The 23571-nt window shown below is 38.9% G+C and carries 21 protein-coding genes; 8 read left to right on the forward strand and 13 right to left on the reverse strand.

From position 1 onward, the window contains the following. The first annotated feature begins 360 nt into the window (after positions 1-360). The 4 genes from ACTQ5K_RS22915 to ACTQ5K_RS22930 all read left to right on the forward strand — a co-directional run bounded on the left by ACTQ5K_RS22915 (position 361) and on the right by ACTQ5K_RS22930 (position 4181). Positions 361-975, forward strand: coding sequence for an HD-GYP domain-containing protein (locus ACTQ5K_RS22915; RefSeq protein WP_235252684.1), 615 nt, complete (start codon positions 361-363; stop codon positions 973-975). 195 nt (positions 976-1170) lie between these two features. After that, positions 1171-1623, forward strand: a complete 453-nt coding sequence (locus ACTQ5K_RS22920) for a MarR family winged helix-turn-helix transcriptional regulator (RefSeq protein ID WP_031536157.1) — start codon at positions 1171-1173, stop codon at positions 1621-1623. Continuing rightward, on the forward strand, positions 1620-2270 hold the full coding sequence (locus ACTQ5K_RS22925; RefSeq protein ID WP_031536156.1) for an HlyD family secretion protein: 651 nt from the start codon (positions 1620-1622) through the stop codon (positions 2268-2270). Before ACTQ5K_RS22920 ends, ACTQ5K_RS22925 begins: the two co-directional genes overlap by 4 nt. A gap of 9 nt (positions 2271-2279) precedes the next feature. After that, positions 2280-4181: a DHA2 family efflux MFS transporter permease subunit gene (locus tag ACTQ5K_RS22930; RefSeq protein ID WP_441131569.1), complete on the forward strand. Its 1902-nt coding sequence runs from the start codon at positions 2280-2282 to the stop codon at positions 4179-4181. Positions 4182-5246: 1065 nt separating this feature from the next. On the opposite strand, the gene ACTQ5K_RS22935 is transcribed toward ACTQ5K_RS22930, so the two are convergent. Then, positions 5247-6224: a Gfo/Idh/MocA family protein gene (locus tag ACTQ5K_RS22935; RefSeq protein ID WP_048717697.1), complete on the reverse strand. Its 978-nt coding sequence runs from the start codon at positions 6222-6224 to the stop codon at positions 5247-5249. Between the two features lie 78 nt (positions 6225-6302). Continuing rightward, positions 6303-7214 carry a glycoside hydrolase domain-containing protein gene (locus tag ACTQ5K_RS22940; RefSeq protein ID WP_048717698.1) on the reverse strand — a complete coding sequence of 304 codons (912 nt, stop codon included), beginning with the start codon at positions 7212-7214 and terminating at the stop codon, positions 6303-6305. 166 nt (positions 7215-7380) lie between these two features. On the opposite strand from ACTQ5K_RS22940, the gene ACTQ5K_RS22945 reads away from it, so the two are divergent. After that, positions 7381-7557 carry a hypothetical protein gene (locus ACTQ5K_RS22945; RefSeq protein ID WP_155986783.1) on the forward strand — a complete coding sequence of 59 codons (177 nt, stop codon included), beginning with the start codon at positions 7381-7383 and terminating at the stop codon, positions 7555-7557. A 91-nt stretch (positions 7558-7648) separates the two neighbouring features. Further along, positions 7649-8233 (forward strand): hypothetical protein, encoded by a 585-nt coding sequence (locus ACTQ5K_RS22950; protein WP_048717699.1) that lies wholly within the window; start codon positions 7649-7651, stop codon positions 8231-8233. Between the two features lie 55 nt (positions 8234-8288). On the opposite strand, the gene ACTQ5K_RS22955 is transcribed toward ACTQ5K_RS22950, so the two are convergent. The 5 genes from ACTQ5K_RS22955 to ACTQ5K_RS22975 all read right to left on the reverse strand — a co-directional run bounded on the left by ACTQ5K_RS22955 (position 8289) and on the right by ACTQ5K_RS22975 (position 13019). Then, positions 8289-9113 carry a carbohydrate ABC transporter permease gene (locus tag ACTQ5K_RS22955; RefSeq protein ID WP_048717709.1) on the reverse strand — a complete coding sequence of 275 codons (825 nt, stop codon included), beginning with the start codon at positions 9111-9113 and terminating at the stop codon, positions 8289-8291. 67 nt (positions 9114-9180) lie between these two features. After that, positions 9181-10065 (reverse strand): carbohydrate ABC transporter permease, encoded by an 885-nt coding sequence (locus ACTQ5K_RS22960; RefSeq protein WP_048717700.1) that lies wholly within the window; start codon positions 10063-10065, stop codon positions 9181-9183. A gap of 332 nt (positions 10066-10397) precedes the next feature. Further along, positions 10398-11714 carry an ABC transporter substrate-binding protein gene (locus ACTQ5K_RS22965; protein WP_192840941.1) on the reverse strand — a complete coding sequence of 439 codons (1317 nt, stop codon included), beginning with the start codon at positions 11712-11714 and terminating at the stop codon, positions 10398-10400. 187 nt (positions 11715-11901) lie between these two features. After that, positions 11902-12054, reverse strand: coding sequence for a hypothetical protein (locus tag ACTQ5K_RS22970; protein WP_160314252.1), 153 nt, complete (start codon positions 12052-12054; stop codon positions 11902-11904). A 23-nt stretch (positions 12055-12077) separates the two neighbouring features. Continuing rightward, complete coding sequence (locus ACTQ5K_RS22975) at positions 12078-13019, reverse strand: glycoside hydrolase family 113 (RefSeq protein ID WP_048717701.1); 942 nt, start codon at positions 13017-13019, stop codon at positions 12078-12080. 160 nt (positions 13020-13179) lie between these two features. Here ACTQ5K_RS22975 and ACTQ5K_RS22980 point away from each other — a divergent pair, with 160 nt between their 5' ends. Continuing rightward, complete coding sequence (locus ACTQ5K_RS22980; RefSeq protein ID WP_048717702.1) at positions 13180-14529, forward strand: MATE family efflux transporter; 1350 nt, start codon at positions 13180-13182, stop codon at positions 14527-14529. A gap of 37 nt (positions 14530-14566) precedes the next feature. Then, positions 14567-15751, forward strand: a complete 1185-nt coding sequence (locus ACTQ5K_RS22985) for an AGE family epimerase/isomerase (RefSeq protein WP_239687074.1) — start codon at positions 14567-14569, stop codon at positions 15749-15751. A gap of 41 nt (positions 15752-15792) precedes the next feature. Here the strand turns inward: ACTQ5K_RS22985 and mgrA are convergent, their stop codons facing one another. The 6 genes from mgrA to ACTQ5K_RS23015 all read right to left on the reverse strand — a co-directional run bounded on the left by mgrA (position 15793) and on the right by ACTQ5K_RS23015 (position 22962). Beyond that, on the reverse strand, positions 15793-16785 hold the full coding sequence (mgrA, locus tag ACTQ5K_RS22990; protein WP_192840942.1) for an L-glyceraldehyde 3-phosphate reductase: 993 nt from the start codon (positions 16783-16785) through the stop codon (positions 15793-15795). A 493-nt stretch (positions 16786-17278) separates the two neighbouring features. Beyond that, positions 17279-17443, reverse strand: a complete 165-nt coding sequence (locus tag ACTQ5K_RS22995; protein WP_441994351.1) for a hypothetical protein — start codon at positions 17441-17443, stop codon at positions 17279-17281. Further along, complete coding sequence (locus tag ACTQ5K_RS23000; RefSeq protein WP_048717706.1) at positions 17403-18278, reverse strand: ROK family protein; 876 nt, start codon at positions 18276-18278, stop codon at positions 17403-17405. Before ACTQ5K_RS23000 ends, ACTQ5K_RS22995 begins: the two co-directional genes overlap by 41 nt. A 92-nt stretch (positions 18279-18370) precedes the next feature. Further along, positions 18371-19762: a glycoside hydrolase family 1 protein gene (locus ACTQ5K_RS23005; RefSeq protein WP_048717707.1), complete on the reverse strand. Its 1392-nt coding sequence runs from the start codon at positions 19760-19762 to the stop codon at positions 18371-18373. A 13-nt stretch (positions 19763-19775) separates the two neighbouring features. Further along, entirely contained in the window at positions 19776-22010 is a 2235-nt protein-coding gene (locus ACTQ5K_RS23010; RefSeq protein ID WP_048717711.1) for an alpha-galactosidase, read from the reverse strand. Continuing rightward, positions 22003-22962 (reverse strand): acetylxylan esterase, encoded by a 960-nt coding sequence (locus ACTQ5K_RS23015; RefSeq protein ID WP_048717708.1) that lies wholly within the window; start codon positions 22960-22962, stop codon positions 22003-22005. Before ACTQ5K_RS23015 ends, ACTQ5K_RS23010 begins: the two co-directional genes overlap by 8 nt. Positions 22963-23571: the final 609 nt, after the last annotated feature.

Here is a 23571-nt window from a genome sequence, read left to right on the forward strand (position 1 = left end):
AATGAGGTGTTATTTCATTTTATTAAACACTGTCAAGCAACATATTTAATAGACCATAGACGCAATACAACTAACGATTTGCACTTATTTTTTTGGTGCGAAAGTTGAGTTTTATTTATTAATATCATATTGAATCTCTGTATTTTTGAAAATCACGAAAACTATTTTATCTTCTATATTCTATGTTCCATTTTTCTAGGAATCGGCTTTTATCAAAGTCCCTTTTGGGTAATTTTCTTACTTACTTTCTTGGTAGTTTCCTGTAGATTTTTTTTCATCAAAGATCAATCACTCACTATGTCTACCTTTATTACCTATTTATTGACCTATTTACTAATCAGCCTTATTTCGGTTGGCCTTATGTCTAGAGTTCAAAGAGTGCTTGAAGATAACTTAGCGTTAACAAAGGTGCTTTCCAATGCGTTAGATTCTAGAGATTCCTATACGATGCATCATTCTAAAAATGTAGCAAAATATGCCATGGAAATTGCAGAAGAAATGAATTTACCCCCTTCTTTATGCCATGTCATTCATATCGGAGGCCTGCTTCATGATATTGGAAAAATTGGCATACCAGAAAGCATATTAACAAAGCCCGGAAATTTAACCAAGGAAGAATATGAATTAATTAAATCGCATCCAATAAAGGGATACGAAATTATTAAACATGTGAAGCAATATAAGAATAATGGCATACTCGATATTGTCCTCCATCACCATGAACGATTTGATGGTAAGGGATATCCAAAAGGGTTAAAAGGAGAAGAGATTCCATTAGTTGCTCGGATTGTTGCAGTTGCCGACAGCTTTGACGCAATGTCATCCCAGCGCGTCTATCGACAGGAACTCCAATTAGACCACATCCTAGAAGAAATAAAATGTAACAAAGGAAAACAATTCGATCCAATTGTAGTTGATGCCTTTCTATCTTTAATCGAAGACAAGGATAATCCATTTAAGAATAGAAGAAACTAAGATAGCGAAAATATTTTTCCAGCGTTAAATCGTTCGACCGCCTTTTGGTACAAAATGCTATAGCCTATATAACGAAAGCCAACCCAAATAACTCCTCTTAAGAAAACAATTGACTAAAGTAAAAATATATGCGAGAATCCAATAGTTCGTATACGAACAGTTTTAATAAAAACAATAGAAAGGGAGAATTTTCAGATGAACGGGTCGTTAAATAACGAATTAATTCGCTCTTATTCCCGGATTCATAAAGCCTATAACCACCTTGTCCAGCTAGATGCGAACAAATTGGACTTAACAGCCGTACAGCTTAAAACACTGTACAGAATCTACTTCCAACCTGATATCGGAATCGGAGAACTAGCGACAAAGCTCTCTTTAACGAAAAGCACCGTTAGCGGAATTATCGATCGACTATCCCAACGACAATTAATTGAACGAACCATTCCTGAAGACAATCGTCGAGCGGTAAATATCCAACTAACGGAAGAAGGACACAGCATTATGAAACAATACTTTGCTGGAACATCTACTCTATCAAAAAAAGTTAAAGAAGTGATGGAGCTTCCTGAAGAAGAAATAAACAAAATACTAGAACTAAATGGGAAAATATTAGCCATTTTAAGTGAAATTGAGGAGGAACAACTATGAATAGTAAACGCATGATTTTATTAAATATTATCCTTTTAATCGTTTTAGTAGGAGGAGGATTTGCCGGTTATTACTTCTACGACCAATCAATCTCCTATATTAAAACAGACAATGCCCAAATCGCCGGACAACAAATTAGCATCGCATCACCAGCTACAGGGAAACTAACAGAATGGAAAGGCGAAACAGGTACTTCTTTTAATAAAAACCAAAAAATTGGTACTGTAGAAGTTGTAACAGAATCAGGCACAACTGATATGGATATTACCGTTCCAGAAAATAGCACCATCGTTCAATCAAGCGCCGTACCAAATACTTATATTGCAGCAGGAACATCCCTAGCAAAAAGCTATGATTTAGATAATCTTTGGGTTACAGCAAACATCGACGAAACAGACATCAATAAAGTAAAAGTCGGCCAAGAAGTAGACTTATACGTAGACTCCTATCCAGATACAGTTCTAACAGGTAAAGTAGACAGCCTAGGACTTGCAACAGCAGGAACCTTCTCCCTACTGCCAAGCAACAACAGCTCAGGAAACTACACAAAAGAAACACAAGTCATACCCGTAACCATCTCCATCGATAATTACGGCGGCCTAAAACTAATTCCAGGTATGAACGTTTCCGTAAGAATTCATAAGTAGGTGATGGATATGACCACTTACATCACAAGCTATATTATCGTAAGCATCCTCCTGCTCCTAATCATCAATCTTTTTTTACGAAAAAAGAAAATAGTGGCGAAACCAGAAAACGTCCTAGATGATGCAAAGAGGAATAATGACATTCAGCCATCCCTTGAAAAATCGGATCTAGCTAAACCTGTAGAAGCGTCTAAGGAAGCGGATGTGGGAGAAACTCATGAGGAACAAATAGAGTTGATTGAAGAGAAACGGGAGAATGAAAGTGCTGCTGAATCCTCTGTTGAGTTCCATGAGAAAGCTTCAGTAGAGTCGAAAGAGGAAGAGGAACTCTCACAAACGAAGGAAGCGAATAAGGAGAAAGCTCCTTATAAACCACTTGACACTGGCGAAGAAATAAACCGCGGCAAAGTAATTGTTGCCCTGATGCTTGGCGCATTTGTGGCGATTCTTAACCAGACCTTATTAAATGTGGCCATTCCACATATTATGAATGATTTAAATGTATCTACAAGCACCGTCCAATGGCTATCCACTGGATATATGCTAACAAATGGTGTGTTTATCCCAATCACTCCATTTTTGATAAATAAATTTGGAACAAGGAAATTACTTATTGGAGCGATTTCTGCTTTTACCATTGGTTCGGTTGTGTGTGCAACCTCTGTTGGTTTTTCCATGCTCTTAATAGGACGCATCATCCAAGCAGCAGGAGCAGGCTTATTAATGCCACTGTTGATGACCGTTTTCTTAATCATTTTCCCACCAGAAAAACGCGGAACTGCGATGGGCATTATGGGTGTTGTAATGATTTTCGCCCCTGCCATCGGTCCCACTTTATCCGGCTGGTTAATCGGCCATTACTCTTGGAGAGTATTATTCGAGCTAGTTATCCCTATCGGCATTCTTGATTTAATTATTGCCATTATTTGGATGAAGGATGTCACTAAAGTTTCGAATCCAGTCTTTGATACCATCGGCTTTATTACTTGTACTGTTGGCCTAGGATCCTTGCTATACGGATTCAGTGAGGCTGGGAACAACGGCTGGGATAGTAAAGTAGTTGTTCTTTCCCTTGTGATTGGTGTTATTTTCTTATGCCTATTCGTATGGAGAGAACTTACAACGGAAGCACCTATGATTGATTTGCGTGTATTCAAATATAGTATCTTTACCTTAACAACCTTAATAAGCATGATTGTAAATATGGCCATGTTTGCAGCAATGCTGCTTCTGCCTATATACTTACAAAATATTCGTGGCTTTACCGCATTGGATTCTGGATTATTAATGTTACCAGGTGCCATCATCATGGGAATCATGTCTCCAATTGCCGGAAAGCTATTTGACCGCTTTGGTGCAAGACCACTTGCAGTCATCGGTTTAATTATCACTGTTTTAACGACATGGGGATTCACCCAATTAACCATGCAGACATCCTATTCACATTTGATGATGCTCTATATTTTCCGGATGTTTGGAATGTCCTTTATTATGATGACCGTTATGACAGAAGGAATGAATCAGCTTCCCTTAAACTTAACAAGCTACGGTACAGCTGTATCCAATACAGCAAGAACCGTTGCCGGAAGTATCGGAACTGCTTTCTTAATCACCGTCATGACAAATCGTACAGCATTTCATTTAGATAACTATAACAACATCATCTCTTCTGCCAATCCGTTTATCGCAGAAAAGTTTGCACAGTTGGGTCAAGGGTTAGCAAGCCTAACTGGACTTCCAGTAGGAGCAGGTCAAACACTTGCCATCTCCACCATCTACGGAAAAGCAGCACAAGCATCTACCATCAGCGGAATAAACGACGCCTTTCTCGTCGCAACCATTATTGCCAGCGTCGCCTTAGTTCTTTCCCTGTTTATACGTAGAGCCACAAGCAGTTCTAAAGATAGTTAATAAAGGCAGTGTTTCCATCCCAGAGCATAGTAGTTGCTCTGGGATTTTTTTGGTGGGATGGGGAATGTGGGGTTCATTTCTTCTATAATCTCTGTTTCCATCTTTCTTGCTTTCGGGCACAGAGACCGCTTCTCTGTTACCTTTTCCTCTGCTTTTCCTTGCTTTTGGGCTCAGAGACGGCTTCTCTGTTACCTTCTCCTCTACTTTTTCTTGCTTTCGGGCACAGAGACGGCTTCTCTGTTACCTTTTCCTCTACTTTTTCTTGCTTTCGGGCTCAGAGACGGCTTCTCTGTTACCTTTCCCTCTACTTTTTCTTGTTTTTGGGCTCAGAGACGGCTCCTCTGTTACCTTTTCCTCTGCTTTTTCTTGCTTTTGGGCTCAGAGACGGCTTCTCTGTTACCTTTTCCTCTGTTTTTTCTTGCTTTTGGGCTCAGAGACGGCTTCTCTGTTACCTTTTCCTCTGCTTTTTCTTGTTTTTGGGCTCAGAGACGGCTTCTCTGTTACCTTTTCCTCTGCTTTTTCTTGCTTTTGGGCTCAGAGACAGCTCCTCTGTTACCTTTTCCTTTGCTTTTTCTTGCTTTTGGGCTCAGAGACGGCTTCTCTGTTACCTTTTCCTCTGCTTTTCCTTGCTTTTGGGCTCAGAGACGGCTTCTCTGTTACCTTCTCCTCTACTTTTTCTTGCTTTCGGGCACAGAGACCGCTTCTCTGTTACCTTTTCCTCTACTTTTTCTTGCTTTCGGGCACAGAGACCGCTTCTCTGTTACCTTTTCCTCTGCTTTTTCTTGCTTTCGGGCTCAGAGACGGCTTCTCTGTTACCTTTTCCTCTGCTTTTCCTTGCTTTCGGGCTCAGAGACGGCTCCTCTGTTACCTTTTCCTCTGCTTTTTCTTGCTTTTGGGCTCAGAGACGGCTCCTCCTCAAACCGGTCCATCAAAACAAAATCCCATCTTAATCTGGTTTTCAAATTCCTCTAATAACTTCAGCAGTTCTTCCCCCATACACTTTCACACTTCCTCCCACCAAAAAAAGAAACACTCCCCAAAAGAAATGTTTTTCTCCCCGTTTTATTATTGATAATACCCTTTTATCAGCTGGTCCATTACCCAATTCGTTCTTGCTCCACTAACACCTGTGCTTGGGCTAGTTCCTTTTCCTGTTAATTCATCCACCATCAATTGAATCAGATGCTGTTGGATGTGGCGAGGATTTTCGATTACCCACTCTTCTTTTGATTCTGGAGTCGTGAAGGTAATTGGGCCGTTGCCAAAGGTTGCGAAAGTAAGTTTGCCTTTGCTGCCGACGATTTCGTTTTCGTCGATATGGTCATGGGCACTGAAACACCAAGTGCCTGTCCCGTGAACGCCTGACTCAAATAGATAGGTGCCGGTTACGATATCTTCCGCTTGGTAGCTGCCATTTTGATTGGATGCGAATCCTTTTGCTTCTTTAATGGGACCAAACAGAAAATCAAGAATATTTAATGTATGACTTGCTAAATCAAGGAAAAGGCCGCCGCCAGCAAGCTCGGGCTGCACTCTCCATGCTTGATCATCTTTTAACGCTGGCTGATATTGGATTGTTCGCACAAATCGAATATCCCCTAATACGCCGCTGTCGATGATTTCTTTTATTTTCAAAAAACGAGGAAGTGCTCGTCGATAATAGGCTACAAATAAAGGTACCTCTGCTTGTTTACATGCTTCAATCATGTCTTGACATTCCTGATAATTTCTTGCCATTGGTTTTTCTACATACACTGGTTTGCCTGCTTTAGCTGCAAGAATCGTGTATTCTTTATGAAAACCTGGAGGGGTAGCGATATAAACAGCATCAACCTCTGGATCATTAATCAAAGCTTTTGCATCGTCATACCATTTAGGAACATGATGACGCTCTGCATAATCTTTTGCCAATTCGCCATTCCGCCTCATTACAGCGACTAGCTTAGAATTTTCAGCGAGCTGAAACCCTGGTCCGCTTTTAACCTCTGTTACGTCTCCACAGCCAATAATTCCCCATCGAACTTCTTTCTCAAATGATTTCATCTTTTTATTCACCTCATTTATTCATTCGCTATCCTCTCTTGAAAACCCTTTATTAATACCATAATTTGTCTAGTCAAATTATATTTTTATTACCTGGCCCACATAGATAAGGTTAATATTCTTAATCTGCGGATTCTTTGCTTGAATCGCTTGAATGGTGGTGCTATAGGTTTTCGCGATTTTCGTTAACGTTTCCCCACTTGACACAATATGAATCGTTTCATGATGGGGATTGATCCAAGATCCCGGCTTGCCCTCCACTTTCGTAACATTTATCATTCCTTGGGAGGTATTAAAAATTGCATAGGTTCCCGGCTTGACGGTCCCTTTTTTATTTTTCCCAGATTTGGCATCAGCAGCTGTCAGAAAAGCGCCCGTTTCCTGTTGAACAGTATACTTACTGGTCTGCACAGCTTCCGCCGCTCCCCAATGTCCTGGACTTTGCATAATTCGATTTCGATCGATATTGACCCCTTCGATGATAATATTATTCTCGTGCTGATACATGTGAATAAATGGTGCTACTTCCCCGCGGGACCACGCATAGGTTTGCCAAAAATAATCGGCATCGTTCTTCATCGCATACATCACCGCATAGGAACCATAAATCCCTACCTTATAGGACGGCAATTGCTTTTTCACGGCTGATAAATAGGTTTGGATATTTGCCATTTGCTTACCCGTTATATCACAATCAACGGCAAAATAGATTGCCGTTCCTTCTGGTTGATCGACTGCTTTAGCCCATTTTTCTGCGTCTTTTCCATCTGTGATTCCTTGCTTTTCGGTAAAATAGGAAAGTTTATTGGCACTTTTTTGAAAAATGCTAATTAGCTTGATTCCTGCTTTTTGAATAATCTCTGCCTCCTTTTTATCAAATGACTTCCAACTTGATCCCAAATATCGCGCGGCATATTCAAAGCCTGCCCCCTTTAAATCCCTCGCCATTTTCTCCGTTAATTTTGTCGCACAATCAAATCCTATTGTCATTTCAACAACTCCTTTTTTCTTTTATATAGAAAAAAAGCTAGCAAAAGGACAGGAATTCCCTTTTTTCTTTCTTATATAAAAGTATTCTTGATTGCTTTTCCATATAAGCACTTGAATAAGAATGACCCTTTGTTATCAAACTAAAAGAAAAAAAGGGTGAATTTATATGACCAACTTGTTGAACATGGTGCTGACTAATTTATTTTCTTCCTATTTACTCCACCGCAATTTGCATTGGCACCGAAAGCTTGTCGTGCTTGCTATTCCATTGTTTTTATTTTTTATGGTTGTTCAGGCTGAGTATATTGTTAATCGGTTGAAGAAGAATACATTCCATTTTTAAAAGGAAGGGAATGAAATACCTTCCTTTCCCTATTGATTATCCCCTTGTTTGCATGTATAACTAACATATAGACATTAAAAGGGTGAACATATTGAATAATAAGATTATACTTTTCATCAACAGAGTGGCTCAGTATACGACTGCTGGGTTTTATTTTTGGATGTATCTTTTACGCGGTGGCTTTGTTTATGGTTTAGTACCTGCTGGCATTGGTTTGATTCATGCCATTGAGAGTATTCATAACGAGGTGGAATATAGTATTCGGATTTCTTTTGAAGAAGCTTTTCAAAAACATAAGGACAATAAATTGCTTTCCTTTGTTGTCTTTTTCCTGACTGTAATTAGTTTAATCTCTGTTTATTATTCTTTTATTGCTGTTAGTCCAATGCTTGGCTTTTTTCAATTCCCACTTGTTTTCTTTACTTTTTTTGCATGGATTTATTATATTTACTGCATTTATTTTCTAGCTTATCCGCCGAAAGGCAATGAAAAGAAAAAGTGGATTTATGCACTCGCTTTTGATACATGTATTCGACGTTTTTTCAACAGTATTATAATACTTGCAACCTTAATTGCGATTAGTTTTCTCGTACGCATCAATTTATTAGTATTCCTCTTCTTCGCTCCACCGCTAACCATTTTTTTGACAAAATATATTGTACCAAGACCAAATTAACAAAAAACAGGGGATAGCACCTTATGAAGTGCCATCCCCTTTTCTCTTATAAACCTTATTTCACCGAACCAGAAACACCGTTATAAATATGCTTCTGTAATGTTAAGAATACAATTAAAATTGGCAGAATTACAATGATAACTCCAGCAAGAATAACTGGCCAATCTGTGCCGTATGGACCTTTGAAGGCAAACAATGCTGTTGAAATTACCTTCAAGTCTGGTGATGGCATGTAAAGAAATGGATTGTAGAAGTCATTGTAAATTCCTACTCCACTGATGATTAGAATGGTAATCATCGGCGCTTTTAATAATGGAAGAATGATTTTACGGTAGATGGTAAAATAAGATGCTCCTTCCAAAATGGCTGCTTCATCTAAAGAAACAGGAATGTTCTTTAAATACTGTAAAAAGATATAGACGGCAATTACATCCGTTCCTAAGTTAAGAACAATAACAGACCAAATCGTATTAAATAATCCCATTCCATTTATAATTTGGAAGGTTGCTACCTGTGTTGTTATCCCAGGAATTAGTGTTGCAATAAGGAATAGGGCAAGAATAACCTTCTTCATTTTAAAATTAAAGCGATCAAGTACATATGCGATCATTGTTCCTAAAAGGAGCTTTCCAATAATCGATGCAATAAAGATGAGAATCGTATTTTTAAAGCCAGTGAGCATTTGGCCATCAACAAAAGCAGTTACATAATTGTCGAAGGTAAAATTCTTCGGCAATGCTAGCACACCTGTTGTTAAAAATTCCTGCTTCGATTTAAAGGAGCCAATAATCACAACTAAAACAGGGATAATGGCAACGGCTGCTCCGAGTAGCAAACTTCCATATTTTACGATGAATCCAAGGATATTCTTGATTATCATCGCATTCGTTAATCCATTTTCGCCTTTTATTCCTGCTTGTTTTTCATATCCTGCTTGTGATTTCATGCTATTTCGCTCCTTTCTCTCTTGTTAAGTATTGCTGTAGCAATGTCACAACAATAACAATAACAAGTAATACTAATGCCATCGCAGAGGCTAATCCTACTTTGCTAAACTTAAAGGCCGTGTCGATTGTCTGGATAACGAATGTCTTCGTACCGTTTGATCCGCCTGTCATAATGTAAGGAATTTCGAATACGCTAAGCGATCCACTAATACCAAGAATGATATTTAAGAAAATAATTTGTTTAATGCTTGGCATGATAATATATCGGAATTGCTGCCAGCGATTTGCTCCATCAATCTCTGCAGCTTCATAAATTTCTGAATCAATAGACTGAATAGCCCCAAGAAAAATAATAAAGTTAAAGCCCATATAACGCCAGATAGAAGTAAAGGCCATCGATATGTTATTAATCGAGCGATCTCCTAACCATAAACGGATTTGATCTTCTAATCCTAAGAAAGATAGTACTGTATCTAACGTACCTCCTCCTTTATAGAAGTATAAGAAAATAAATCCGATTGCTACCCCATTCAATAAGTATGGGAAGAAAAGAATCCCTTTCCAAAGATTCGCAAATTTCACTTTAAAGGTTAAAACTGTTGCAAAATATAAAGCGATTCCTAACTGCACAAATGTTGCAAAGAAATAATATAAACTCACTTTAAAAACAGAGAAATATTCAGGAGTAGTAAAAATGCGAATATAGTTATCCCAGCCAACATTTTCACTTGTTGGGCTTATTCCATTCCAATTTGTAAAGCTATACTGGACCATTTTTAATAATGGGTAATATGAAAATAACAAAAGCAAAAATACTGGTAGTGCGGAGAACAATACAATGATTAATCTTCTTTGCCCATCGTATCCCAATTTAAATTTATTCATCTTGCCTACACCTCTTTATTCTTTCGATAACGCCTATTTATGGAAAATTTTTCACCTCTGTTGGCGCCGGAGCAAAATTTGAAATTAACAAAGACGAAACTCTCTTTTGTTATAGCAAACGTACAATGAATAAATAATAGCTACAAAGTATGGTGGTATTCTCTTGCTGTGTTTCGTCTATTTGCCTAAACTTATAATTAACGAAGGTTATCTTAAGAGATTGACTCTTTTAAGATAACCCCCATTTTTAAAAACTCTTTTCTATCAATTGTTGTTTTTAACCGTTTTCATTAATCTATAAGCTCCGTCTTTTATTTAGCATCATTCTTAGCTTATTGACCAACGTCTTCGATTGCTTTACCCCATTTTTCGTTAAGATCTTTCATGATATCATCGAAAGATTCTTTCGTGTTTCCTTTAGCAGAATCCACGATGCGTTGTTTTGTTGCATCTGTTGTACCTAAACCAATTTCAGAGCTATTATTGATATCAGCAAATAATGATTCTTTTCCAGCAGGTGCTGGTGTTGGTTGGAAGAATTCCACGCCAGCTGTTTCCATTGATTTAAGCGCATTCGGTAATTGTGCTCCCACTATTGGAGAAATGCCTCCAGTATCAGCGGCATAATTAGACTCGTCTACAAACCAATCTAAGAAAGTGCGTGCTGCTTCTTTATGTTCGCTATTTACGTTAATACCGATATTGTAGTCTCCACCAATTGTCGTATATTGTTTTCCATCATGTGTAGTTGGGAAAGCGGCAAATTGAATATCATCTGGATTTTCTGCTAATGCTTGTACCTGTTCAATCGCCCAGCTTCCTAATACCATTGCCGCCACTTTTCCATCAGCAAGGTCTTGCTTAGATTGTTCCCAATCTGTTGTGGTTGGATCTGCTTCTGTATAGCCTTCTTTTACAGAATCATAAAGCAATTTGTAAATAGTATTCATAGGTTTTCCATCATCAAATGGCGTTTTATCTGTTGTTAGCTCATTTGTGAAGTTTGGATCGCCTGCTGCAGATTCACGTACGAAATCCCAGTTAGACATTGCCCAGTTTGATGCATAGTTTGTATATAATGGCGTAATATCCGGATTCGATTCTTTAATTTTTCCTAAAGCTGTTAAGAAATCTTCTGGTGTTCTTGGGAATTCTGTAATTCCAGCATCATTAAACACTTTCATATTAACAAGAACTCCTGTTGTATTTACTGCAATTGGAATACCGTATGATACACCGTCATATGCACGGTCTGTTAATAGTAAGTATTTTTCTTCTAATTCTTTCTGATCGCCAAGTGGCTCAAAAAAGTTTGCATTGTCTTCTGGCTTAATAGTCGTTGGAACCATTAATACATCGCCATAGTCTTTTGAATTCATACGAATTTGCATTTGGCCTGCATAGTCTGTAATTGTTTCTACTTTTACTTCAATGTCAGGATGCTCTTCATTAAATTGTGCAATGTACTCATCCCATTTACCATTCCCAGACCAGTCTGTTTTGTGGTTAATGAAAGTGATTGTCTCTTTACCGTCTGCCCCTTTCTCACCTTGCTTTTCTGAATCGCTACTACAAGCACCTAGCATTAACGCAGCTGCACTAGCAATTAGGCCAAATCGAAATAGTTTGTTACCTTTTTTGATCCCCATTTTATTTTCCCTCCAAATAATTAGGTCATATAAAGAGTTGAAGCATATTTAAAACCTTTACATTAAGCGCTTACAAACATATTCTACCATGAAGTTTTTAATTTGTATAGTCTTTTATTATAAAAGTAATGACAAATATTTTTACGTGGTTCCGTAATACGGTAAGCGTGTTCATTTTAGGTGTTTTCTATTTTGGTTGCTGTTTGTTTGTGCTGTTTAGAGCTTCTGGGTTTCCTTTCTTTGATGAACGCTGCTTTTCCCTTTGGCTCCGTTGCTTTTGGTTTTCATCTCTTGGGTGAACACCACTTCCTCCATTAACTACATTAAAACTAGCCTTCATTCCATACTAACCTCTACACATCCTTACTCTCCACCAACTGATGAATAATAATCCTTAATTACCTTCTCAGCAGCTTTCCCATAAACAGCGTAATCTTGATCACTGCCTGCTTTTTCGATTGGATAGAGATGGGCTTTCCAATCCCATAATGCAAAGCCTTTGACCCAGCTTCGTTTACTTGTTGCTTTGAACATGGCTTCGTACCATCTTTTTTGGACTTCTTCGCTGAACTCGCCTCTTTTTGTCCAATCATTTGGAAGTAACTCTCCGCCTGTCCAGCTTGGGCAGCCTGCTTCACAGAAAAAGAATGGTTTCTGGTGCTTCTCTACTACTTTTTCAATACGATCTAATTGTGTTTCCCATGCGTCAATTGGATAATAGCCGCTAGATGAAATTACGTCGACCGCATCCCACCATTTTAAGACATCCTCTTGGTATTTATCACAATTGTAGGTAATTAATCCACTATAAACTTTGCGAACCTCCTTAATAAGGTTACGCCACTCGGACTCTCTTCTGTCTGCATTTACCAGCTCACAGCCGATTACAAACATTGGGCACTTCATTTGCTCAGCTATTTTTGCATAGTGAAGAATGTATGCATTATAGGAAGCAAACCACTCTGACCATTTTGGCTCACATGGAACATCGGTATCAAAAAAATTAATATGTGCACGCCACGTACCGTCGGAAACATTAACCATCGGCTTTAAAATAACCTTTAACCCCATTTTGTTAGCGCATTCAATTAATTCCACTGTTTCTTCATCACTGACTACATTCGGGTGATCCTTCCAATTAATCGTGATGGATTGTGGCGTGTCTTGTTCTGCTACAACTGTGAGGACAATATGTTCAACTGCACACCTTTCTTTTACCAAATGCAGTGATTCTTTTGTTCTAGCATCTTGCCATTCGCCCCTTTTGTTCATGAATCCAAAGCTAAACCCTTTAATGAATTCCATATAGATTCCCCCCTATTCATCGTTGTCCTTAATAAAATATAAAGTTTTGTATTGAATTGTCTATACTTTTGTTGTAAATTAATTATATATTTCGACTTCCGATAAGTAAAGACCAAATCGGGAGAAAAAATAGACAATTTAATAGAAAGAAAGTGACTGAATGGAAGATACCAAGAAAGAGTATTATAGGAAAATGTTGTATTTCACTATTCCTATTACTATTCAACTTCTGATTACATCTGGTCTCAATATAATTGATTCAATTATGGTGGGCAGATTAGGGGTAGATAGTATTGCAGCTGTAGGAATTGCTAATAAATTCACGCAAATCCCAACGATATTGCTGCAAGGTTTCGCTAGTGGGGCAACGATTTTCTGTGCCCAATATTGGGGAGCACGAAATAAAAATGGGGTTAGTCGTTCCGTTATTTTTGTAAGCGTACTCACCGCAGTGTTTTCTCTTATGTTTACCCTTTTGACACAGTTCTTCTCCTTTCCAATCCTTGGCTTCTTTTCTTCGGATGTGTCTGTTAAACAATTGGGTGGGGAATTCCTGAAAATCATCGGCTACTCGTATGTATTCACTGCGCTATCGATGATTTTTGTAATCGCTTTAAAAACAACAGGGGAGGTGCGAAAACCGACCTACTATAGCGTAATTGCTTTATTAGTTAATACGCTATTAAACTACATTCTTATTTATGGAAACTTCGGGGCACCAACACTTGGCGTAGAGGGTGCTGCGATTGCAACCTTAATCGCGCGTATCATCCAAACGGCTCTTTTATTCATGCTTCTTGTAAAAAAAGAGTTTATTTCTTTTTCGATTATTAAAAAGAATCTCGATGTTTTTCGAAGTAATTTAAGCAAGCAGTACTTTCAGATTACATTGCCATCGATTATTAACCATGGTACTTGGACGCTTGGGGATACGCTCTTTTTCTGGCTCTATGCGACAATGGGAACGAATCAGACAGCTGCTATTTCCATGATTGATCCGATTATTTTTATCTTCACTTGTGTGTTTACGGGGATAAGTGATGCATCTGCTGTGATGATCGGAAATCAGCTTGGAGCAAATGATAAGAACGGTGCTTTTCAGTATGCAAAGAATTTTATCCGCATTACAACAGGCACATCTGTCATTGTAGGCATTCTCATTCTGATTGCTTTGCCACACGTATTATCCCTTTATCAGCTTACACCAGAAGTAGAACAACTTGTATATGGCGTTTTCTTTGTTTATATTCCCTATTCCATTGCCAAAAATTTAAACTATATCAACAATGTAGGCATCCTTCGAGCTGGTGGGGATACTAAATATGTAATGTGGTTGGATACGATTGGCGTTTGGCTAGTTGGTCTTCCGCTAGCAGCATTAGGCGTTTATTTTCAGTTCCCTTTGTTTGCAGTCTACGCACTTGCAAACTCACATGATTTTATTCGTGCCTTCTTGGGTATAAAAAGGACTTATACAAAGAAATGGATTCGAAATATTGTCAAAGGATAAAAAATGAATTGTTAAGGAGGAGTTTCCATTGAAAAAAGTGGAGTTTATCAAAGAGTTAGAGAATCGTATTTTGCCATTTTGGTTGAATTTAGTTGATAAGGAGTATGGGGGTTTTTACGGAGTAGTTGATTATCAATTAAAGGTGCATCCAGAGGCCCATAAAGGGGGCGTTTTAGGTGCTAGAAACCTATGGGCCTTTTCCGCTGCCTATCAATATAAACAAGACCCCGCCTATTTAGAAGCAGCACACCATGCCTATGATTTTTTGAAAAATAAGCTTTGGGATCAGGAAAATGGTGGCATCTATTGGCTTGTTGACTACAAAGGAGATCCTGTCATCTCTTCCAAGCACGTCTATGCACAAAGTTTTGCACTCTATGGCTTAAGCGAATACTATAAGATATCAAAAAGTGAGGAAGTATTAACCTTAGCCAAAAACCTATTTCATATCATTGAAAATATTTGCTATTCAGAAGACTCCAACGGCTATTTAGAGGAATTTAATGCTGATTGGACAAAGAAAGAAAATGTTTTATTAAATGAAGGAGCGGAGGCTGCTTTTACAACAAATAGCCATTTGCATATTATCGAAGCTTATACAACACTCTACCAAATTTGGCCAGACGAAGGGCTATTAAATAAAATCGATAATCTATTAACACTGTTCCATACACATATTTTTAACCATGAAAAGCATTATTGCCAAGCTGCCTTTGATCAAAATTGGAATAGTATTAAAGACACATTTTCGTTTGGGCATGATATTGAAACAAGCTGGCTATTAACGGAAGCGATGGAAGTAACAAAGCTTGATCGTCCCGAAGTAGTGGAAATTAATAAGCTGATGGCACTTGAAGTCGCTAGAGAAGGACGAGCTGAAGATGGATCACTGATGGATTGCAAGGCAAACGACATTATCCGCCCAACAAGAGTCTGGTGGGGCCAGGCGGAAGCTGTCATTGGCTTTCATAATGCCTATGAACTAACAAATATCCCAAACTATTTAAGATACAGTGAAGAGGTTTGGACATATATTCAAGCGTCTATTCTGGATAAACGAGAGGGTGGCGAATGGTACTCCCGCATTGATGCAAACGGGGAGGTTATTTCTTCCCTGCGTGATCCTAAATACAGTACGCCAGAGAATATTGTTGATTCATGGAAATGCCCATACCATAATGCAAGAATGTGCTTGGAAATGATTAAGCGTTTAGAAGATTAATAAAAATAAGCAAACCCACTTGGGCAGTGGGTTTGCTCTTTTTATGCCATTAAAATGCTGTCTATAGCCGCTAGCTCTTCTTTACTAAAGTGAATGTTATTTAAAGCTTTCACATTATCTTCAATCTGACTCACTTTACTTGCACCAATTAGAACACTCGTGACAATTCCATCGCGTAAAATCCAAGCAACCGCCATTTCTGCAAGTGTTTGCCCTCGTTCTTTAGCAATATTGTTTAATGCTTTTACTTTATCAAGCGTTTGGTCCACATTTTCTTTATGTAGCCATAACCCCGTTTCGCGATTTGCACGAGAATCTTCTGGAATCCCATTTAGATATCTGTCTGTCAATAATCCTTGAGCAAGGGGACTGAAGGCAATAGCCCCAAGTTGTTTTTCAACAAGGACATCCTTCAAGCCTTCTTCAATCCAGCGGTTAAACATGCTATAGGAAGGCTGATGAATAATGAATGGCGTTTTTTTCACTGCAAAAATTTCAGCAATCTCTCTAGTTTGCTCTGGAGTATAGTTCGAAACGCCAACATAGAGAGCCTTCCCTTGACGCACCAATAAGTCCAATGCTTCCGCCGTTTCCTCTAAAGGAGTCTCTTCATCTGGACGATGATGATAATAAATATCTACATACTCAAGCCCCATTCGCTTTAAGCTTTGATCCAGACTAGCTACTAAATACTTTTTCGAACCTCCATCTCCATAAGGACCAGCCCACATCCCATAGCCTGCTTTCGTGGAAATAATTAATTCATCCCGATATGGCCTCATATCCTTTTCCATAATCTTCGCAAAATTCTCTTCCGCACTACCAGCAGGAGGTCCATAGTTATTCGCTAAGTCAAAATGCGTGATACCTAGATCAAACGCTCTTCTCACAAGAGCACGACTATTCTCAAATAAATCAACATCCCCAAAATTATGCCATAGCCCTAATGATAACGCCGATAATTTCAACCCACTTTTCCCAACACGGTTGTATTTCATCTTTTCATATCTATGTTCATTCGCAATATACATAATCAATCCCTCTTCTCCAAGTATTTTAACTGCTACTTTTTGAAAAAAAAACATAGTGGACTAGCAATTTATTAGACTTTAGGTAGAACATTTGGTGGTTAATCACCACTTCGTCGAAACAGTACCAGTTTGTTTGTGAGTTTAGCCGTTTTACATGCGCATTTTGCTAGTTTACTTGTGGGTTTGGCGCTGTTACTTGCGCCTTTCACTGAGTTAGTTGCGCCTTCTCCAGTTTTTCTTGCGACTTTCTCTACTTTACTTGCGACTCCGACTCTTTTCTTGCGACTTTTGCAACTTTACTTGCGACTCCGACTCTTTTTCTTGCGCCTTTCGCACCTTTTCTTGCGACTCCGACTCTTTTCTTGCGACTTTTGCAACATTACTTGCGACTCCGACTCTTTTTCTTGCGACTTTCGCACCTTTATTTGCGACTCCGACTCTTTTTCTTGCGCCCTTCGCACCTTTTCTTGCGACTCCGACTCTTTTCTTGCGACTTTCACACCTTTACTTGCGACTCCGACTCTTTTCTTGCAACTTTCGCAACTTTACTTGCGACTCCGACTCTTTTTCTTGCGACTTTCGCACCTTTTCTTGCGACTCCGACTCTTTTCTTGCGACCGCTACCTTCCAAACGCAAGCTGATAATTATATACTGCCCCAATTAAATTCGCATCGTTTCGAAATTCGCAAATTGCTACTTCTGGAACAAATGGAGCGATTTTCGCGCTTTTTACAACTTTTTCGAGATATTTGTTCAGCTTGTCAAGTAAGTCTTCCTTGCTAGAGACACCGCCGCCGATAATGATTTTTTCTGGATCAAAGCTGTATTGCAGATTATAGATGCCTGTTGCTAAATAGTGATAAAATGTTTCTACCTCTTCTTGTGCAATGTCATCTCCTTGTTCTGCGAGCTCAAATACTTCCTTGCCGCTTAATTCCCTTTCTAATTGCTTCCGTTTGGAATAACGCTGTGCCATTTTCACCGCAGTACCTAGGTCGCTGAATGTTTGATCATCTTTTAAAAGCATGTATCCGAATTCGCCGCCAAATAGATGCTTTCCGTGACGTATTTTCCCGTCGACGATAACTGATCCGCCAATTCCAGAGCCTATAACAACAAACAAAACATTTTGCAGTCCTTTTGCTGCTCCTTTCCATACTTCCGCAAGCGCTGCACAGTTCGCATCATTTTCCATCGAAACAGGGCAGCCAAAAAGCTCCTCTAGCTCGAAAAAAATGGGAAAGTGATGGACATAAGGAACTGCACTTGCCCCTTCAATGACACCTTTGCTCTGGTTAACGGCACCTGGAGCACTGATTGCCACACCGTCAATTTGATATATTGCTTCCATTTTATTTTTTAGCTGGACCATCTCCTGCTTCATCTCATCCCATGTTTTAGGTGTGACGAAAGATCCTTTGTCCACTAGTTCTTCTTTTTCCCATACGGCAAACTTTACAGAAGACCCGCCTATATCCATTACTAATAACGACATATGAATACCTCCACTTTTGTGTGCGTTTTCACTATTATTATATGCTTTAAGAAAAGACCATCGCAAAAGATATGCGATGATCTTCTTACTAATTATTCAATCCCATTATTGGCACTTACTTCTTTGATCCAATGACCTGACTTTTTAATGGTTTTAACCTGTGTATGAATATTATTGGAGATAAATCCATAACGGTTGCGGTAGGCGTTCATCCAGCTCCAGCAATCGATTGGTGTCCATAAATGGTAGCCGTAGCAATTAGAGCCTTCTTCGATTCCTTTATGAACCCATTCTAAATGCTCTTGGATAAATTCGATGCGGTAATCGTCCTCGATTACGCCCTCTTCATTTAAGAAACGTTCTTCACGGGAAACACCCATTCCATTTTCCGATACGAACCATTCGATATTTTTGTAGTTGTCGCGAATATTGATGGCAATATCGTAAAGGGCTTCAGGGAATATTTCCCATCCCTTATCTAAGTTCATACGGCGGCCTGGCATTGCGTAATTATCATAGTAACGATCTGGCATCCAATCTCCGACACTATTTGGTGCTACATCTGGTGCTTTTACGCGAGATGGGTGATAGAAGTTGACGCCAAGCGTATCAATTGTATTTTCTTTTAAAAGCGAAAGCTCTTCGTCTGTTGATTCCCAAATCACTTTATCCTTTGTTAAAAGTTCCACTAACGCTTTTGGAAACTCTCCGTAAACAGCTGTGTGCAGGAACATTTCATTGCGCCATAGATCTGCAATTCGACCTGCTTCCACATCTTCCTTCTTATCACTTGCTGGATAAGAAGGAGTTAAGTTTAGGATTGTACCAATTTTTGCACCCTTCTCATTCATTTTTAAGGCACGGAATTCTTTAATCGCTTTTGCAGATGCTAGGTTTAGATTGTATGCTACCTGTACTGCTTTTTTCCCATCGACTACTTTTGGATAATGAAATTGATATAAATATTGACCATCGACAATGACCATTGGCTCATTAAAAGTGAACCAATGCTTTACGCGATCCCCGAATAATTCGAAGCAACGGCGAGCATATTTGGCAAAAAGATCGACAACATGCTTAGACTCCCAGCCCCCATATTTATGATATAGCTCTTCTGGCAAATCAAAATGGTGTAGGTTCATTACAGGTGTAATCCCTTGCTTAATAAATTCATCGATGACATTGTTATAAAAACGTACACCATCTTCATTTAGGCTTGCTGTTTCGAAATCATCAATTAAACGTGTCCATTGAATAGAAGTACGAACAGAGTTTAAGTTAATTTCTTTCATTAACGCTATATCTTCTACATAGCTATTATAAAAGTTGGACGCTGTATCTGGTCCGACTTGATTATAGAATGCTTCAGGCTCTTTCTCATACCAGTAGTCAAATACATTTGCATGTTGTTTATTAAATCGTCCTTCACTCTGTGGTCCTGATGTCGCTGCACCCCACCAAAAATTTTCTGGGAACTTTTTCATGTTCATTTCTCCTTTATTGTTTCGCTGTTAAATAAAATATTTTGCTGTTGTAATCCGTTATATGCTCTCTTGACCAGTATTCGCTGGCACGGTCAATATAATTTCCTGCGAAAAGGAGACCGATTTCCATTAAATCATCGCCATAGCGCACTACTTCATTGTTTATTGTGTATAATTTATCTGCTGCTAAGCCTTTTAGCTGCAAACGCTCGTAAGGTCTATTTGGCTTTGCTAAAACTTCATAGTAGCCGACAATTGCTTCTGCTCGATCCTCTGAGACAACCATCCACGCTGTTTCATTTTTCGTAAAAGGACTTTGTAGACGGATAAACGTCCCTTGCTGAATCAGCTTGCGATGCTTTTTAAAGAAAGCAATATGCTCCTTTATCTTTGCATGCTCCTCTTCAGTCATTTTTGTAATGTCTAATTCATAGCCAAAAGTACCAAAGAAAGCAACATTCGCTCGCGTATCTAAACTTGTCATTCTACCAACTTGATGGTTTGGAACGGCTGATACATGGCTTCCAATACTAGAAAGTGGATAAACCATGGACGTACCATATTGAATTTTCAATCGCTCTACAGCATCTGTATCATCACTTGCCCATGCTTGCGGAGCATAATAGAGCATACCTGGGTCAAATCTTGCCCCACCTCCTGCACAGGACTCAATTAACAAGTGAGGATATTTTTGAAGTAATCTTTCATATAGAGAATAGACACCTAAAATATATCGATGGAACACTTCCCCTTGTTGCTCCTTTGGCAAAGCAATCGAGAATACCTCAGAAATATAACGGTTCATATCCCACTTAATATAGTCAATTTTGCTCGTTGAAAGAATTGCATCCATCTGTTCAAAAATACGATCGACAACTTCTTGTCGAGAATAGTCAAGGACAAACTGATTTCTGCCATGGGATGTTCTTTTTCCAGGGACATGAATAAGCCAATCTGGATGCTCTGCAAAAAGCTTTGTTCCTTTATTAATCATTTCAGGTTCAAACCATAGACCGAATTTTAGGCCTAACGCATGAATCTTCTCTGCTAAACCCTTTATGCCATTTGGCAATTTGTCTTTATTTTCAAACCAGTCTCCTAAGGAAGAAGTGTCGTCATGTCTTTCGCCAAACCAGCCATCATCTAGAACAAATAGCTCTACCCCAAGCTCGGCTGCTTTTTTCGCAATTTCGACAACCTTTTCCTCGTTAAAGTCAAAATAGGTTGCTTCCCAGTTATTGATGAGAATCGGTCGTTCCTTATCCCGCCATTCGCCTCGAGCAAGTCTCGTGCGATAAAGCTCATGGAAGGTCTGACTCATGCCATTCAATCCTTCATCCGAAAAAACAATGACTGCTTCTGGTGTTTGAAATGATTCCTTTGGCTTTAATCGCCAAGAGAACTCGAATGGATTTATTCCAATCATCGCTCTTGTCACTTGATACGTATCAACTTCAACTTGTGCCAAAAAATTGCCGCTATAAATGAAGCTGAATCCATAAGCTTTTCCTGTATGCTCTGTCGTATCTGGACGAACAAGTGCCATAAACGGATTATGCTGATGACTGCTCGCCCCTCTTGCACTAGAGATAGTTTGAACACCCGTTATTACAGGCTTTCGCTCCATATGATTTTCCCGTGCCCAAGCACCATGCAAATGAACGAGCTCAAAGTTTTTATCTGGAAAATCAAGACTTAAGCTCATGGCCGATTCTAAATCGAAGACTTGCTCTCCATTATTTACAAATTTCACACTTCTAGCAATCGCCTTTCTTCCAGCGAAAATAGTATAAAATAAATGAATGCTTATATCCGAATACGTATCTTTTAATACTACTTCTAGCGTTTCTGCTTCTTCCTTATCCTCTACATAGGTGGCAGGCAATCCAGTTAATGCTGGTTTCCCTTCTAGGATTTTATGATAATCGTAACGGAAATCAGAAATTCGATCCCCCTCTGGATAGCGAATTTGCTGAGCCGGTGTGCGAAAATCAGTTGTTCCATAGGAAGGATATTCTTGTCTTATATGTTCTAAAGAAGAGGTATGGTCCCCCTCTAATTGATTGTTGGAAGGACGAATTTCTCTTTCTAATAAATATTGAAAATTTTCACGATGTCTAATCGCTTTGCCAAAGTAAAGATGCTCAAGCTGGGACGTTTTTTCAATGACGCGAAATAAATAACTAATAAGTCCATTTGTTAAATGAAATTCCAAGGTATCCTCATTGAAAACAATCATTTTACTCATCATTTAACAAAAACCCCCTGACTCTATCTCCTAGCTTCGGCAAATATTCATGGCCGTACTCAGGGAAGAATATCATCTCTTTTGGTGAAGAAATCTGATTGTATACAGCAAATTGTGTTGCCGGCGGACAAACTCCATCTTCTAGCGCAATGGCCCATTTCACTTCCGCCTTAATTCTTGGCGCCAAATGCTGTAAATCAATATATTCTAATGTATTGAAAAATTCCTCTTCTCTGTCATGCATTGGATCCCGGAATCGGAACCAATATGCCAATTCCTCATATGCAGATGAATTAATATCTAGCTCAAACACCTTGCGATAATCGCTAAGGAATGGGTATTGCGCGACTACTTTTTTCACCCGCGGTTCCAACGCCGCACAGACTAACGACAAAGCACCACCCTGTGAAGCTCCCTGAATAGAAATAGCCTCTTCATCCACTTCCTCCATGCTCATTAAAATTCTTGCCGCATGAGCAGTATCTAAAAATACACTTCGATAATAAAGGCTCTCTGGCCCTTCTTCGACACCACGGATAATTAATCCTTTTAATGTCGTTCCTTTTGCAGTTGTATGGTCCTCTGATTCTCCGCCTTGTCCCCGGCAATCCATTGCAAGAACGGCGAACCCTTCTGTTACCCAAGAAAGCTTATCACCAAAATCCCCACTGTCTCCATGGTAGCCATGAAACATTAGCATACCTGGCACTTTTCCTTCTATTTTCTTCGGACGAATATATTGGCATCTTACTTTTGCCCCTTTTACCCCCGTAAAATATAAATTGTAAAAATCCGCAATTTTTGAAGGAATGTCTACTTTTTCTAATGTATAATCTAAGCTTTGATTATCTAGCTCTTGTAACGCCTTGTCCCAAAATGCATCAAAATCTTCGGGCTTTCTTCCAGATCCTTTATATTCTTGATATTCATTGATTACCTGCTCTTTTTTCATGAATGGCACCTCCGAACTGTTATCGCTTTCATTATAATGTATATACTTGAAATTGTAAATGTCTATATTTATTTTAAATATGTAAAACCAAAATTTTATTAGGAGATGGTCGGGGGATGTTTGCTTGAACTGATTGGCACTTTGTTCACTTATTGGTATTTCTGAAAGAGGATCTGTTACCATGATGCTCGCTTTTTTAGTCATTCGGGCTTAGAGAACGCTTCTCTGTTACCTTGAGGACCACTTTTTCTGCCATTCGGGCTTAGAGAACGATTCTCTGTTACCTTGAGGACCACTTTTTCTGTCATTCGGGCTTAGAGAACGATTCTCTGTTACCTTGAGGACCACTTTTTCTGCCATTCGGGCTTAGAGAACGATTCTCTGTTACCTTGAGGACCACTTTTTCTGCTATTCGGGCTTAGAGAACGATTCTCTGTTACCTTGAGGACCACTTTTTCTACTATTCGGGCTTAGAGAACGATTCTCTGTTACCTTGAGTAGAAATGATAATTTAAATATGTACAAACGTGCTTGAATAAAGATGTACAAAATTGATTATGAATTACATACTAATATTGGGTGATTAGTATGTACATAAAGTTAAATATT

The organism is Niallia sp. Sow4_A1 (genome assembly GCF_052116745.1).
Lineage (GTDB): Bacteria > Bacillota > Bacilli > Bacillales > Cytobacillaceae > Niallia > Niallia hominis.

Excerpts from the sequence above, each read along its gene's own strand:
- ACTQ5K_RS22915 (WP_235252684.1), top strand. The coding sequence starts at position 361 with ATGTCTAGAGTTCAAAGAGTGCTTGAAGATAACTTAGCGTTAACAAAG.
- ACTQ5K_RS22920 (WP_031536157.1), top strand. The coding sequence starts at position 1,171 with ATGAACGGGTCGTTAAATAACGAATTAATTCGCTCTTATTCCCGGATT.
- ACTQ5K_RS22925 (WP_031536156.1), top strand. The coding sequence starts at position 1,620 with ATGAATAGTAAACGCATGATTTTATTAAATATTATCCTTTTAATCGTT.
- ACTQ5K_RS22930 (WP_441131569.1), top strand. The coding sequence starts at position 2,280 with ATGACCACTTACATCACAAGCTATATTATCGTAAGCATCCTCCTGCTC.
- ACTQ5K_RS22935 (WP_048717697.1), bottom strand. The coding sequence starts at position 6,224 with ATGAAATCATTTGAGAAAGAAGTTCGATGGGGAATTATTGGCTGTGGA.
- ACTQ5K_RS22940 (WP_048717698.1), bottom strand. The coding sequence starts at position 7,214 with ATGACAATAGGATTTGATTGTGCGACAAAATTAACGGAGAAAATGGCG.
- ACTQ5K_RS22945 (WP_155986783.1), top strand. The coding sequence starts at position 7,381 with ATGACCAACTTGTTGAACATGGTGCTGACTAATTTATTTTCTTCCTAT.
- ACTQ5K_RS22955 (WP_048717709.1), bottom strand. The coding sequence starts at position 9,113 with ATGATAATCAAGAATATCCTTGGATTCATCGTAAAATATGGAAGTTTG.
- ACTQ5K_RS22960 (WP_048717700.1), bottom strand. The coding sequence starts at position 10,065 with ATGAATAAATTTAAATTGGGATACGATGGGCAAAGAAGATTAATCATT.
- ACTQ5K_RS22965 (WP_192840941.1), bottom strand. The coding sequence starts at position 11,714 with ATGGGGATCAAAAAAGGTAACAAACTATTTCGATTTGGCCTAATTGCT.
- ACTQ5K_RS22970 (WP_160314252.1), bottom strand. The coding sequence starts at position 12,054 with ATGAAGGCTAGTTTTAATGTAGTTAATGGAGGAAGTGGTGTTCACCCA.
- ACTQ5K_RS22975 (WP_048717701.1), bottom strand. The coding sequence starts at position 13,019 with ATGGAATTCATTAAAGGGTTTAGCTTTGGATTCATGAACAAAAGGGGC.
- ACTQ5K_RS22980 (WP_048717702.1), top strand. The coding sequence starts at position 13,180 with ATGGAAGATACCAAGAAAGAGTATTATAGGAAAATGTTGTATTTCACT.
- ACTQ5K_RS23000 (WP_048717706.1), bottom strand. The coding sequence starts at position 18,278 with ATGTCGTTATTAGTAATGGATATAGGCGGGTCTTCTGTAAAGTTTGCC.
- ACTQ5K_RS23005 (WP_048717707.1), bottom strand. The coding sequence starts at position 19,762 with ATGAAAAAGTTCCCAGAAAATTTTTGGTGGGGTGCAGCGACATCAGGA.
- ACTQ5K_RS23010 (WP_048717711.1), bottom strand. The coding sequence starts at position 22,010 with ATGAGTAAAATGATTGTTTTCAATGAGGATACCTTGGAATTTCATTTA.
- ACTQ5K_RS23015 (WP_048717708.1), bottom strand. The coding sequence starts at position 22,962 with ATGAAAAAAGAGCAGGTAATCAATGAATATCAAGAATATAAAGGATCT.